Source organism: Candidatus Zymogenus saltonus, assembly GCA_016929395.1.
Lineage (GTDB): Bacteria > Desulfobacterota > Zymogenia > Zymogenales > Zymogenaceae > Zymogenus > Zymogenus saltonus.
In genome coordinates this window covers 1-14,439 of sequence record JAFGIX010000081.1, presented here as the reverse complement: position 1 = coordinate 14,439, position 14,439 = coordinate 1, and the positions used below count along the sequence as shown (strand labels likewise).

Here is a 14,439-nt window from a genome sequence, read left to right as displayed (position 1 = left end):
TTTTAAAAACCAACGGGGGAAACAGGCCGCATGATCCACCTTAAAACCCCCGTTTCACTGTCTACCATATTGGGTCCACTTCAGTTTGAGTTCTTTTCTTTATGCCATAGATGCTAAAAACGGTGAGCAAAGATGGTGCTTTAAAACTCAATATTTTGTATTTAACTCCAATATTGTTGTTGATGGTGTTATCTATTTCGGGACTGGCTATAATTATGACATTTATGCCGTAAACATCAACAGTGGCGAGTATAGATGGCATTTTAATACAGATGATCGTATAACTACTTCTCCCTATGTGATTAATGGCATTGTCTATGTAGAGTGTTATGATCAATATCTATATGCTTTAGACTCCAAAAGTGGTGCGTTAATGTGGAGATATAAGCTAAGAGATCGTATAGATTCCAAACTCATTGTTGTTGATGATATTATCTACTTCAGATGTCGAGATGGTTACCTTTATGCTCTGGAAATAAAAAAGATAGGGTATTGACTTGACTCCATATTGAGGGCGGCATACCCTCCCCTTCCCCCCTTACGCCGCCTGAGATTCCCGCCCGATCCCAATCGATAAAATCAACATTATTATTCCCGCCCCCCCTCCCTTTTTTAACGCTGCCCGACCTTTAAGCGATTCCTTCCCTATACAAAAAAGTGTAAATTTTCTGTAAATTTTTCACTTGACAAAAAAGCGCCACCCTGTGTAATATCATACATAGAAGGCGGTGACCGGGCGGTCGGTCAGCCACTCAACCTATGACACTTAAAACAGCCATCGCATACAAGCAGGACGGTTCCTGATCTGAACAAAGGCAAAAGAAACCCGGCCAATTCAATAGTACATACAGGGCCTAAAAAAAACATGCCGAAAGAGACGTTCGACATCATAAGCGACGAGAAACGCGAGAGAATCTACTTCGCGGCTGCTAAGGTCTTCGCCCGGGATGGCTTTGAAAAGGCGAACATGAGGGAGATTGCAAAGATAGCGGTCGTCTCCAAGGGCTCCCTCTACGACTACTTCGAAAACAAGGAAGACCTCTACCTCTCCGTCTCCACCCACGCGATCTCCGAGTCTAGAAAAAACATCGATTCTATCATCGACGACAAAAAGGACTTCTTCGACCAGCTGAAGGACATCTTTCACCAGGGGCTGAAGTTCGTGACGAAAAACCGGGAGTACACACAGCTCTACGCAAACATGTCCTCCTGCGGGATGGAGGACTTCGCAAGGAAGCTGACCCTAAAGGTGGAAAAGCACACCTCCGATTACTACAAGGAGGCGCTCAAAAAAGGGGTCGACGACGGGACCATCAGGCCGGACACCGACATCAAGATGGCGGCTTTTATCATCAACAGCCTCTACGTCATTCTGATGATATCGATGGTCTCGGAGCACTACCGGATAAGGCTGGGGGAGTATCTCGAGATAGAGGACAACGCTGTGGAGAGGGAGATCGAAAACAAGATAGACAACCTCGTGGAGATAATCAGGTTCAGCCTCGAAAACTGGGGGAGAAAAGCTTGATAACTTCTGCCGGCGCTCGGCTGTAACTCCTTTAAGCGTCGGCTTCTGATATTGAACGAATATTTAATATTTATATGAACTCAAGGAAAAAAGTGGAGGCAAATTTATGTACGACTTTAACGGAAAGGTCGCCCTCGTTACGGGCTCCGGCAAGAAGAGCGGGATCGGGTTCGGGATAGCGAAGAAGCTCTCCGAATACGGGGCCACCGTTATCATCTCCGACGTCTGCAAGGACATCGGCGCAAAGGACTATACCAGGATAGGCACCGAGGAGGAGCTGATGGGTCTTGCCGGAGAGATCGGCGGCCGCGGTCTCGTAATCGACGTGGTCGACACCGACACGATAGCGAGCGCGGCTTCATATATAAAAAAGGAGTTCGGCCACCTCGACTTCCTCGTCAACAACGCCGGCGCGGCGCCCTCCCCTCAGTACCTCCAGTACATGGACCTCGAGATGTGGCACAAGACCATCAACATAACGCTTAACGGCACCCTCTACGTCATAAGACATATGCTCCCGTTGATGACCAGAGAGGGAGCCGCCATAGTCAACACCGCGTCGAGGGCGGGCAAAAGGCCCAGGGCCTTCGTTGGCGCATACTGCATCTCGAAGGCGGCGGTTATAATGCTCACGAAGGTCCTCGCCCAGGAGGTCTGCCACACCGGGATAAGGGCGAACGCCATCTGTCCCGGGCAGATAGACACCGACCTCGAGCGGTGGGGCTGGGAGCTGGAATCGAAGGTGCTCAACAAGGATATGGACAAGATAATCTCCGACGAGAAGGAGTCGATACCGTTAAGAAGGATCGGCACGACCGAAGAGGTCGCCGACCTCGTCGCCTTCCTGCTTTCCAATGAGGCCCGCTACATTACGGGCCAGGCGATCAACATAGACGGCGGCCAGCTCATGGAGCTGTAAAAAATTTGATTTAGATATAGCTATAGATATAAAAGCGGAGGGAAAAATGGCAATAGAAAGCGCAAACTTAAACAGCGATGAAAGGATGGTCACCGGGGGAGAGCTCGTGGTAAGAGCCCTCGAGAAGAAGGGCGTAAAATATATCTTCACCTTAAGCGGCGGCCATATAGCGCCGATATACCAGCACCTCATGGATTCCGATATAAAATTGGTTGACACGAGGCACGAACAGGCGGCGGTCTTCATGGCGGACGCCTACGCCAGGCTCACCGGCGAGGTCGGCGTGGCCTTAGTCACCGCGGGGCCCGGCTTCACCAATGCGCTGACCGGCGTCGCCAACGCAAGGATGGCCGGGAGCCCGGTCCTCCTCATCTCCGGCAGGATAGGCCTCAGGATGGAGGAGAGGCTCGACCTTCAGGAGATCGCCCAACGGGAGGTGATCGATCCGATCGTCAAGTGGTCGAAGCTGGTTACCAAGCCAGCGAGGATCCCGGAGTTCATCGACCTCGCCATGAAGACGGCGATCTCCTCGAGTCCCGGCCCCACCTTCATCGACCTCCCCGTGGACGTCCAGGGTGAGACGGTTCCCCTCTCCACCGTAAAATTCCTGGACTCGCCGTTTCCCATGAGAGCCGGGGGCGATCCAAAGTCGATAGCCGAGGCGGCGAAGATTATTGAGAAATCCGAGAGGCCGATAGTAATCGCCGGAAGCGGGGCGGTCTTCTCAAACGCCGACAAGAGCGTGCTGGACTTCGTCGAGGCCTCCGGAATCCCCATATTCACCCTCTCGATGGGAAGGGGCATAGTCCTGGAAGACCACCCCCTCTCCTTCGGCCCGGCGGTGATAATAAGGCCGGGGGCCGCAGGCTCCGCAATCACCCGGACGGACTGCGTAATCTTCCTCGGAACGAGGATTAACCTCTACACAATGTACGGCGCCCTCTTCCCGCCCAACGCTAAGATCATCCACGTCAACATCGACCCCGTCGAGATAGGGAGAAACAGGGACGTCAGCGTCGGGATAATGGGGGATGTCGGTATCGTTTCCGATCAGCTTAAAGAGGCGCTTGCGGGAAAGGTGAAGGCGGACAGGTTCTCCCCCTGGGTCGAGGAGCTGAAAAAGGAGGAGGAGTTCAGCATCGACTCCGTGAAGGGTGATATAACCTCGGACAAGGTCCCTATACACCCTCAGAGGCTGATGAAGGAGATAGACGAATTTCTCGGAAGCGAGGGGATAGTGACCGCCGACGGCGGCGACACTCAGACCTGGATAGGTATGATGAGAAAATCCTACGGCGCGAGGCGCTACCTCGAATCGGGGATGTTCGGGTGTCTCGGGGTCGGAATACCGTTTGCCGTCACGGCAAAGCTCCTGAACCCGAAGGAAAAGGTCGTCTGCGCCACGGGGGACGGCTCCTTGGGATTTAATTTCATGGAGATAAACACCGCCATGAGGTTCAACCTCCCCATCGTCATCGTGGTCTCCAACGACCTCGGCTGGGGGATGATCCGCCACAGCCAGAGCCTGAAGTTCGGCCCCGGCAAAAACATAGCGACGGAGCTGGGCGATATTGACTACCACAAGATGGTGGAAGCGATGGGAGGCTACGCCGAGAGGGTGACCAAGCCGGAGGAGATCAAGCCGGCCCTGAAGCGCGCCTTCGACTCCGGGAAGGTATCCCTCATAAACGTGATGACCGACCCGGATATCATCAGCCCGGGAAGCTACGCCCTGGCCACCATAGCGGCTTCAGGATATTAGAATGAACCTTCCAGCAGTTAAAGAGCTTTATAAAAAGAGAAGGGACGTTATCTACTTCGCCCTTGCGATCGCCGCATCCATCGTTTTCTGCCTTGCCCCCCTCCCCGACACCCTTACCTTCGGGGAGAGGGTCATCGAGCTTTCCCTTCAGGGTAGAATCTGCATGTCGCTTCTGGTATTTGCCATAGTGCTCTGGGTTACCGAGGCTATCCCCTTTGCGATCACCTCCCTCATCGTGATGCTTCTCATGCCGCTTCTGGGTGTCACCGAGGGGCTCGAGGTCGCGACAAAGGATGGGATAATCACAATCACTGGCGCCGCCGACGGCCTCAAGGAGATGGTCAAGATGAGCTTCGGAAACAGGCTCTTCATCTTCTTCCTTGGGGTCTTTATCCTGTCGGGGGCGTTTATTAAATCGGGCCTGGGCGAGAGGCTCACCAACTGGCTCCTCCTCTTCGTGGGGACGAACACCCGCATGGTGATACTCGGCTTCATCTTCATGGGAACGGCCCTCTCCATGTGGATCACCGACATGGCGGTCTCAGCCCTTATGGTCCCCCTGGGGGTCAGCATCCTGAAGTCCTCCGACATAAAGCCGAACGAGAGCAACTTCGGAAAAGCCTTGATGATAGCCTGCTGCTGGGGGGCGGTTTTCGGCGGGATCGGCACGCCCGCAGGCTGCGGGCCGAACCCGATCGCCATCGAGTATTTGAGGAAGCTCGCCGGGGTGGAGATCTCGTTCATAGACTGGATGAAGATAGGCGTCCCGGCGTCGCTCATTCTTGTACCTGTCGGGTGGCTCGTCATCACGGCGATCTTCCCCCCGGAGATCAAGAACCTTCCCCTGAAGAGGGAGGAAATCAAGGAGAGGCTTAAGAAGATCGGCCCCCTGACGAAGGACGAGATTACGACCTTGATCGTCTTTGTCGCCGTAATCACCCTCTGGCTTACCGGCGACCTGATCAAAGGCCTCACGGAGGGGAGGCTCGTCCTCTCCATGGAGATGGTCGCCATGGCCGGGGGACTAGTCTTTTTCCTTCCGGGAATAAGGCTCTTTAAGAGCTGGAAGGAGGCGGAGTCTCTGATGAACTGGGACGCCATCATTCTCGTCATGGCTTCGCTGTCTTTGGGGCTTATGATGTACGAGACTGGCGCCGCCCGCTGGCTCGCCTGGGTGCTGATGGGAAAGATCTCGCATGTCCACATCATCCTCCAGATCGCCGTAGTCATCGCCGCCGTCCTCGTGATGAAGCTTTTTCTCGCCTCCAACACCGTCACGGGCATAATTATTATCCCCTTACTCATAACGCTGGCCGGCGACCTCTACATCTCCCCCTGGTTTCTCGTGGCGCCCGCGGCCTACACCGCCTCTCTCGGCGTTATATTACTGACCCAGTCGCCCACGAACATCATCCCCTTCACGTCCGGCTACTTCAGCGCGAAGGACTTCGCCCTCTCCGGGACGATCCTTACCATAGTCATGATCGCCGTTTTGACCGCCGTGTTTGTCTTCATAGGGCCGCTGACCGGGATGTACAGGTTTTAAACCGTGGGTTTTGTTATAGGGCAAGCCGGAAGGACTGGACAAAGCGGGAAGTAAAAAGAAGGTGCTGTTTTGTAAAGGGTGGATTAGAATCCGCCCCTTTGGTTTTCAGATTTGAACCAACATTCCAAATCGCCGAATATCTTCTCGACTTCCCATCCCATCGGAACAACCCCTGTCCATTTCGGAGGGGAAATGGGAAATATCTGACTACCCCTTCAAAGAATCCCAGACAACAACGAAAACCCAAAAACCCCTCACTCCCCCCTTGACGGAGGAAACCTCCCGAAGATCTCCGCATTACACTCAGGGCACCTACTCCCCTTGAGCCGGGACTCCTCGAAGACCCCTCCCCTCCTACTTATGACAACCTCGCCGCAGCCTGGACAGCAGGTGTTCTCCCCCCGGTGGTGGCTCACGTTGCCGAGGTAGGGGTAATGAAGCCCCTCATCCACCGCCATCTTATATATATCTTCAAGGAGGTCAACGGGCGTCTCGGGAATATCCAGCAATTTGTAGTGCGGGAAGAACCTCGTGATGTGCCAGGGGGTGTCCGGCCCCATCTCCTTCACTATCCACCGGGCCAGTCCGGTCAGCTCATCGATTTTGTCGTTCACCCCCGGAATCACGTTCGTCACCAGCTCCACGTGCATCCCCCATTTCTCCTTCGCCCTAAGCACCACCTCCAGTATCCCCTTGTAGTCGAATATCCCGGCGATCTCCTTGTAGGCCCTCTCCGAAAAACCCTTTATGTCTACCCTGAAGGAGTCGAGGTACGGGCCTATCATGTCGAGGGCCTCGATCGTTATGTAACCGTTCGTGACCCAGTTCGTGTGGAGCCCCACCCCCTTCGCCTCAGCCATCGACCTCTCGGCGTACTCTACCCAGAGTGTCGGCTCGTTGTAGGTAAAGGAGATCCCGAAGGCGCCCTCCCTCTTCGCGATCTCTATGAGGAGCTCCGGGGATATGTTTTCCGTCTCGGCCTTAGGCCCCCCGTCCGGGAAGAAGCCGTCTCCCTTCAGGTCGGCGGCGGCGCAGGCGATCTCCCAGTTTTGGCAGCCGGGGCACCTGAAGTTGCACCCCACCGATCCCACCGATAGCCACATCGACCCGGGATAAAAATGGTACATTGGCTTTTTCTCTATCGGCGAGACCATCATGGTCGAGACCCGGCCGTAGATCAGGCTCATCAGCTTCCCCCCCTTGTTGAGCCGCGTCCCGCAGTAACCCAGCCCGCCCGGGGGGATGCTGCACCTCCTCCTGCAGACCCTGCAGACGGTCCTGTCGTTTTCGATCTTTGTGTATAAGGAGGCGTGATACATCTTTTTAAAGTTTCCGTTAGGTCGAATGTGATATATTATATCGAAAGGGGAAGGGTGTCGAGTTTTTTTTGAAATATTCAAAGTGATGTGGTATTTTACGTAGAAGGCCTGGGAATCCCTTTAAACAGACGGCGTGATCTTGACAATGGAGAGAAGGTTTTTTGATTTCTGGATTTTCACTTTAAAGGGCTACAGGTCCGCCGCCGACGAGTGGAATAAAAAGGGGAAGAGGCTGGCCGAGGCGGGCGACCTTCACAAGGCTCTCGAGTGTTTCAACATGGCGATAGCCATCGAGCCTTCCCACGGGAAGTCCTACTTCAACAGGGGAAAGGTTCACTTCGCCTTCGCCATGTACGACGAGGCCCTCGAAGACTACAGGGCCGCCCTGAAGAACGGATACGAGGAGGCCCAAAAACCCTACAGCGAGCTGTTGAGGCTACACAAAGGGGCCTTGATACAAAAATAAGAGATGCGGGTGCTTCGGGATAGATATTTTCTTTAACTCCACATTTTTGAGAGAGCAGGGCTTTATGAAAAAGAAGGTTCTTGTAACGAGGAGGATACCGGAGGCTGGAATCGAGATACTTGATCAGAGATACATTGTGACCGTGTACGACGCGGAGACCCCCCTGAAGAAAAAGGCGCTGATCAAAAGGGCTTCAGACTGCGACGGCCTCCTGACGCTTCTCACAGACAGGATCGACGCCGAGGTTATCGACTCGTTACCGGGATTAAAAGGAATCGCCAACTACGCCGTCGGCTTCGACAACATCGACATCGCCACCGCCACAAGCCGTGGGATCGCGGTGTCAAACACCCCGGGGGTCCTGACCGACGCCACGGCGGACCTCGCGATGGCCTTAATCTTCGCCGCGGGAAGGAGAATCGTCGAGGCGGACCTCTTCACGAGAAGCGGTAGATGGAAGGGGTGGGAGCCGACCCAGTTTCTGGGCGCGGACATATACGGGGCCACAATCGGGATTGTGGGGATGGGAAACATCGGGAAGGCAGTGGCGGTGCGGGCGCACGGCCTCGGCATGAAGATCATCTATCAGAACGAGGAGAGGGTCAATAATATCGAGAAAGAGCTCAAGGCCAAATACCTCCATCTCGACCAGCTCCTCTCTTCGGCGGACTTCGTCACGCTCCACGTCCCGCTGACCGAGGAGACGAGACACCTCATCGGCGAGAGGGAGCTTAAAATGATGAAGGAGACGGCATATCTCATTAACACCTCCAGGGGAAAGGTGGTCGACGAGAGCGCCCTCGTATCCGCCCTTAAAAGCGGCGAGATCGCAGGGGCGGGGCTGGACGTCTTCGAGAATGAGCCGGAGATCGATCGCGGCCTGCTGAAGCTCAAGAACGCCGTTATCCTACCCCACATAGGGAGCGCCACACGGACGGCGAGGACGAAAATGGCGACCATGGCGGCTGAGAATCTGACCGCCATGCTGGAGGGGGGAAAAATCCCGAACCTCGTTAACCCCGAATATAAAAACCTTAAACAGTAAACACTCTAACAGGAGGTTTTTCGATGCGGATTCGTAATGAAGAAAACGGGTTCCTTATCAGGCTTGATATGGGAGAGCCTCTCCTCGACTCGATAATCTGCTTCGCAAAAGAGCGTAGTATCGAGGCCGCCTTCCTCTGGGGGCTGGGTGCGGTGAAGGATGTCACCCTCGGCTATTACGACATCGAAAACAAGAGATATGAGAAGAACAGGTACGACGGGACATTGGAGCTTGTTTCGCTCACCGGAAATCTCGCCCGAACCGACGAGGGGGCGTTTGTCCATGCCCATGCGGTAATCTCAAACAGCGCTAACGAAACGATCGGCGGACACGTTTTTTCTATGGTCACCGCCGCCACAGTGGAGATTTACTTGATCCCCCTAAAACCGGGCCTTTCGAGGAAACACGACGAGAGAACCGGGCTTAAGCTGCTCGACATATGACGGGGATGATCATGGGTTCCAAGTGGGGAGAGAGGAGAGAGATTATCGAAAAGGTCGGCGGAGCCTCCCCCCTCTTCTGGATAAACGACTGCCACAAAGACGTTGCGGACGTCTTACCGAATCTTCCCCTCTCTTTATCCGACATCGTCGACGCAGGGGAGCGTCTCAACCGCTTCGCTCCCCTCATATCAAGGCTCTTCGGCGAGACGAGGGGAGCGGGCGGAATAATCGAGTCGCCCCTCATCCCGGCGCCGAGCCTAAAGGAGAGAATGTCGCAGAAACTCGGCGTGGATATAAAGGGGCGTCTCTTCATCAAGGGCGACCACGCCCTCCCGATCGCCGGCTCCGTAAAGGCGAGGGGCGGGATATATGAGGTGCTCCACTTCGCAGAGGCGCTGGCCACAGAAAACGGCCTTTTGAAGAGAACCGACCCATACCTCAAGATCCTCGACGCCGAAGTTCAGGGCGTGTTTAAAAAGTACACCGTCTCGGTGGGGAGCACGGGAAACCTCGGTATAAGCGTAGGGGTGACGGCCGCGGCCCTGGGACTCAACGGCACGGTCCACATGTCCTCTGAGGCGAAGGGGTGGAAGAAAAGCTTCCTGAGGGAGAGGGGAGTCACTGTCGTAGAGCATGAAGAGGATTACACCCGGGCCGTCAAGGCTGGGCGGGAGGCTGCCGCAAACGACCCTTACACCTATTTCGTGGACGACGAGAGCTCGATCCACCTCTTTTTGGGGTATGCAGTTTCTGCGCTGAGGCTTGAACACCAACTGAACGAAACGGGGTTGACCGTCGACGGTGACCATCCCCTCTTCGTCTACATACCGTGCGGCGTCGGCGGGGCGCCGGGGGGAATCACATTCGGGCTGAAGCATGTCTTCGGCGACGACGTTCATTCCTTCTTCGCGGAGCCGGTCTGCGCCCCCGCCTTTCTTTTAGGTGTGTTGACCGACTTTAAAGAGGGGGTGTCGATCTACGACGCGGGCCTCAACAACGTCACCGAGGCGGACGGCCTTGCCGTGAGCAGCCCCTCGATCCTTGCGGGATCTATGGTCAAAAACCTCGTCTCGGGCCTCTTTACGGTAACGGACGACGACCTATTCTGCTTCCTTCATATGCTCAATGCAAGCGAGGGGATAAGGGTTGAACCCTCCGCCACGGCGGGATTCATGGGGCCGGTACACCTCTCCCTGGACAATTGCGCAAAGGACTACATAAGGGAAAACGGACTGGAAAAGAAGATGGAATACTCTGTTCACATCCTTTGGAGCACCGGCGGTTCCCTCGTTCCTGAGGCGGAGTATACAAAATTCCTCGAGCGGGGTAGAGAGGTCGACATATAAAACCAGCCGGCCGAAATCGTGTTGACAGCCTTCTCTCCCTTTGCTATTCTTAAAAATGGGTGGGATGTTTTTAGGGTAGTCTATTAATATTCAAATCGACGCGTAAGGGTAGACCTAACGGCCGAGGAGGAGAAATTTATGAAGATAGTCTGTCCCGAGTGCGGATTTACGGGAAGGATAAAAGACGACGAGGTACCCGGGCCGGATCAGACGATCGGGTGCCCGAAGTGCAAGTTCAGGTTCACCCTCGAGCAGGACGCCGATTATTTTGATATGGGGACTGAAACGGCCGATGAGCCGGAGATCAGCCAGACGCCGATTCTCGACTCGATCGGGGACCCGACGTGGGACGGAGATATCAATAAAAGGAGCAATAAAAGTAGCGGGAAAAGGAGAAAAAGTAAAGCCAAAAGGGACGGCGGAAAGAGGGGCGACAGAATAGGATACGATGTCAAGAAGGCCATCTTTCTGACAATCTCGATACTTTTGGCCATAGGTATCGGCTTTGTCCTGGGGAAGGCGACGAAGAGCGCTCCGCCGAAGGTACCGGCTCAACCCTCGAAAATCGTGAAGAAGGAGGAACCCAAGGAGAAGACACCGGCCCCCGCCCCGACGGAAGAGACAAAAGATGAGAAGGTCGAGGAAACCGACAAAGATAAAACCGAGGAAGTCAAAGAGGAGCCCGTACCCTTGCCCTCCTCTTTAGATCCCAAGACGGAAGATAACGCGGAGACGCTGACCAACGTTATCGACTGGGAAAACTACACCAGCGACGAGTACTTCAACATTACGGAGTTAGACACCAGGACTAAGGAGTGGCGGGAGTCGAACATGACAGACATCCAGAAGGAAACCGAGGCAAAGGATTACGCGAAAACCTTTCTGGGGAAAAACCTGATCGGTCAACTTGTCGTAAAGGAGGTCAGGAGAAGGTATTTCAGCGGGGTGGATTTCTCCGTAGCAATCGACTCCTTTCCCGATGAATCTTACAAATATGTGATAAAGGCAGTATCGGCAGAACCGGTCTCCCAGTGGGAGCACGAGCTGTGCGATGTCCTTATCGGCATGAAGGATGATGAGACTATCACGGCAACGCTCCGCAAGGGCGGTAAAATCTACGTGGAGGGGATTATATATTCGTGGAGGATGTCGGGGAAAACCTACGACTTATATCTCGTGAACAGCAGGATCGAACTTCTGGACTGAAGCCGACGGCATGGGGTAAGAGGAAGAGGTTGGCCGAATGGACGGAGCGCAGGAGGGGAACGGACATCGAATTGGACGGATAATGATGAGCGGGAATCGGATATTAGTGTTCAGTCTTGATTCTTTAAGGAGTGCCTCTATTTACTATTTTTGAAAGGCGGATTGCAGATTCCCTCTCCCCTCGTATTGAATTTCACATTGAGCTTTTTAATGATCTTGGCAATCTTTGAAATATAAGCCGACGGTTTTAAAAACCGATAACCTTAATCCTATTCCCTTAAATTTGACGAGCTCAGAATTCCCCGAAGCCCCCAAGATTAATCAGTCCCCAGGCCCCGCCAATTGCCTGAAGCCGATCATTCCCAAACACCCGATCGCCTTTAAGAATCCACAACCGATAAAAAATCCGTCGATCTCACATAAAGGCGGGCGGACGGGCCTTTAAAAACCAGGCAATCCACACACTAACTGATCTTACTAAAAAAGCGACGTGCTTTCCTAAAAATCGATTTTACCTCCCCAAAAATTAATAACCCTCGAATAGATGTTTACTAATAGTAATCCATTTCAAAGAAAAAGCCCGTCGACCTTTTAAAAAGGCGGACGGGCTAAAAGACTAAAATTACACTGCCATTAAAACCGATCATTCCCCAAACTAACCAACCCTCTTTGGAATCATTTACCCATCTATCTCGCCCCCTAAAAACCGATCACCCCCCCAACTCACCTGGCCCCCCAACTCGACCAACCCCCCACGACCATCCCCCCCAAGAATCGACCACCCCCACCTTTGGTTTAATGGTGGCGGTGCAGGGAATCGAACCCCGGACACTGCGGATATGAGCCGCATGCTCTAACCATCTGAGCTACACCGCCTTAGAAGCTTAACTCGTATATCAATACTCCGCTGCTGGCGGGAACGAGTTTGGTCATTTCAAAGGAAAACACAACCGCAACAACCAGCTCGTCTATACCGTCGGAGTCGACGTCCTTGAGCTGATAGTCCGCGATATATCCGTCAATCAGGCGTGACTGCCAGTTCTCAGAGAGATTTATGCCGTCCCATGAAAGGTTGTATATCTCGCTTGTCTCGTACAGCCTGAACTTGGGGGAGAGGTTCATGGTCTCCGAGATGTTTTTACAGAGCAGCACCTCGTAAGAGCCGTCGTGGTTGAGGTCCGTGATGAATATCCTTGTCTGGATGTAGACCTCGCCGTCTTCCAGTTCGGCGGAATCTCCTCCTTTTTCTATCTTTTCCTCTTTCTCTCTGGTATTGAAGTAGTTTACCGTCCCTCCCCAGTATTCTTTAGTTGCCCACTCTTCTTTTCCGTCAAGCCCCACGATATTCAGATGATTAAATTTATCGATCTGTACGAGTTCGGGTCTTCCATCGTAATCTATATCGACGGGGAGGGTTGTCCCGTAGATTTCGGTTCCTCTTGGAAAATCGAGGGCCGTCTCCTCTACGTATTCTCCGTTTTTATATTCCACCCTGTAGAGCGGCCCAAAAAACGAGCTGTCCATCGCCATCTTTTGCGCAAGGAGCATGGGCTTTCTCTTCGGGAGCGTAAACATCCTGAAAAAGAGGGGAATATTGTTTTCGATACGCACAAGCTTTTTGGCTTTGGGATTGTATTCCACGACGAAGGAGCTTAATCTCCCCTTGCTTACGTTTGTGATGAAGATCTCGTCTATCCCGTTATCGTTGAGGTCCATAATATCTATGGCGAGGAAGTTATTCACGGGGCGTCCCGAAAATTTTGTAAAGAGCTCGAACTCTTCTTTACCGCGCTTGTAGATCCAAAGATCATTTTTGTCGATCACCACCGTTTCATTCATCTTGTCCCCATCGATATCTCCTACATCGACACCCTTGATTTGGATCTTCCAGAAGGGGCTCTTCCTGAAATCGGTCTTTGACATGAGGTCCCTTGTAGCAAAGATGAAATTCGGGTTTTCGGCCTGAAGGCCCTTATATCCAGCCACACCTTCCGCGGGCACATATCCCAGTATCTTGAAGTTCATATTTCTGGCGAATTCATTGATCTTTGGGATTAGGGAATCCATACCGCTCCCCTGGGCATAGACCGCCGTGGAGCGCTCCTTTTTATTTACATCGAACATCTTGGCGTCCAGAGAAAATGTCTCCCCGAGCTTTGTCAGGGACCCGAAGACGACGTAGTCGGCCCCGAGCCTCTTACCCAACGCCACGGCGTCGTCGGCAGTAAGGAGGGCGTATTTATCTTTCCCAAGTGCCTTCAAAACGGTTGTTCTCTCTATCACGCTGATGGTTTCATCCACGGATAGGCGAGACGCGAGCATATTGAAGATCGAACCTTCCAGGTAATCCAGGTTTTCGGGACTGTTTATCTGAAAGGGAACGATTGCAATCCTTTTATTATCTTCACCAGCGACCAGGCCTACAAAGGAAATGGTAAAAACCAAAGTTAAAATAAGAAGGGATGCATATTTCATCCCTTTAAGGCCTACGCTTTTCACACTCCTATTATTTTTACTCATGGTAATCCTCAATACAGTTCTTTAATTGTGGAAATATATCATTGGGATGACATAAAGTCAAGAAATAAAATTTGAAGATTGATATTAAAATCATATAAATAGTAAAAAGAAATTGATTGACAATAATTAAATATCTGTGCTATAAATAGGAAAAATATAATAAAATAGATTTAAATATTTTATTTGTCCAATATTTGTTGCCGCTCATTTTTCACTTCCTTGATACGGCGGTTTATATAAAAACGATAAAATATTTGGTGATTGTAAAAGATTTGCCACCATGATAAGGTAAATCATGGACATCAAATCTTTCCAAAGTATTGTAAAAACAGAGAAAAC

General features: G+C 52.5%; 12 protein-coding genes and 1 tRNA gene. 10 read left to right on the top strand and 3 right to left on the bottom strand.

Translation table 11 applies throughout. The features are described from left to right. Nucleotides 1-85 precede the first annotated feature (85 nt). The 5 genes from JW984_15040 (at nt 86) to JW984_15020 (ending at nt 5,755) form a co-directional block, all read left to right on the top strand. Entirely contained in the window at nt 86-496 is a 411-nt protein-coding gene (locus JW984_15040) for a PQQ-like beta-propeller repeat protein (GenBank protein ID MBN1574510.1), read from the top strand. A 369-nt stretch (nt 497-865) separates the two neighbouring features. Further along, nucleotides 866-1,528: a TetR/AcrR family transcriptional regulator gene (locus JW984_15035; protein MBN1574509.1), complete on the top strand. Its 663-nt coding sequence runs from the start codon at nt 866-868 to the stop codon at nt 1,526-1,528. Nucleotides 1,529-1,634: 106 nt separating this feature from the next. Continuing rightward, a complete protein-coding gene (locus JW984_15030; GenBank protein MBN1574508.1) occupies nt 1,635-2,447 on the top strand; it encodes an SDR family oxidoreductase in 813 nt (270 codons plus the stop codon). A gap of 46 nt (nt 2,448-2,493) precedes the next feature. Further along, complete coding sequence (locus tag JW984_15025; GenBank protein ID MBN1574507.1) at nt 2,494-4,209, top strand: thiamine pyrophosphate-binding protein; 1,716 nt, start codon at nt 2,494-2,496, stop codon at nt 4,207-4,209. Between the two features lies 1 nt (nt 4,210). After that, nucleotides 4,211-5,755, top strand: a complete 1,545-nt coding sequence (locus JW984_15020; protein ID MBN1574506.1) for a DASS family sodium-coupled anion symporter — start codon at nt 4,211-4,213, stop codon at nt 5,753-5,755. 254 nt (nt 5,756-6,009) lie between these two features. On the opposite strand, the gene amrS is transcribed toward JW984_15020, so the two are convergent. Then, the gene (gene amrS / locus JW984_15015) at nt 6,010-7,074 is read right to left on the bottom strand and encodes an AmmeMemoRadiSam system radical SAM enzyme (protein ID MBN1574505.1); all 1,065 of its coding nucleotides are present in this window, start codon (nt 7,072-7,074) and stop codon (nt 6,010-6,012) included. 145 nt (nt 7,075-7,219) lie between these two features. On the opposite strand from amrS, the gene JW984_15010 reads away from it, so the two are divergent. From JW984_15010 to JW984_14990, 5 genes are all read left to right on the top strand, one after another. Next, nucleotides 7,220-7,540, top strand: a complete 321-nt coding sequence (locus JW984_15010; GenBank protein ID MBN1574504.1) for a hypothetical protein — start codon at nt 7,220-7,222, stop codon at nt 7,538-7,540. A 64-nt stretch (nt 7,541-7,604) separates the two neighbouring features. Continuing rightward, on the top strand, nt 7,605-8,585 hold the full coding sequence (locus JW984_15005) for a D-glycerate dehydrogenase (protein ID MBN1574503.1): 981 nt from the start codon (nt 7,605-7,607) through the stop codon (nt 8,583-8,585). Between the two features lie 23 nt (nt 8,586-8,608). Next, nucleotides 8,609-9,028, top strand: a complete 420-nt coding sequence (locus JW984_15000) for a DNA-binding protein (GenBank protein MBN1574502.1) — start codon at nt 8,609-8,611, stop codon at nt 9,026-9,028. A gap of 5 nt (nt 9,029-9,033) precedes the next feature. Beyond that, complete coding sequence (locus tag JW984_14995) at nt 9,034-10,374, top strand: D-serine ammonia-lyase (GenBank protein MBN1574501.1); 1,341 nt, start codon at nt 9,034-9,036, stop codon at nt 10,372-10,374. A gap of 138 nt (nt 10,375-10,512) precedes the next feature. Further along, nucleotides 10,513-11,580 (top strand): zinc-ribbon domain-containing protein, encoded by a 1,068-nt coding sequence (locus JW984_14990; GenBank protein MBN1574500.1) that lies wholly within the window; start codon nt 10,513-10,515, stop codon nt 11,578-11,580. Between the two features lie 799 nt (nt 11,581-12,379). On the opposite strand, the gene JW984_14985 is transcribed toward JW984_14990, so the two are convergent. Beyond that, a tRNA-Met gene (locus tag JW984_14985) sits at nt 12,380-12,456 on the bottom strand. Then, nucleotides 12,457-14,100: a VCBS repeat-containing protein gene (locus JW984_14980; protein ID MBN1574499.1), complete on the bottom strand. Its 1,644-nt coding sequence runs from the start codon at nt 14,098-14,100 to the stop codon at nt 12,457-12,459. Nucleotides 14,101-14,439 lie beyond the last annotated feature (339 nt).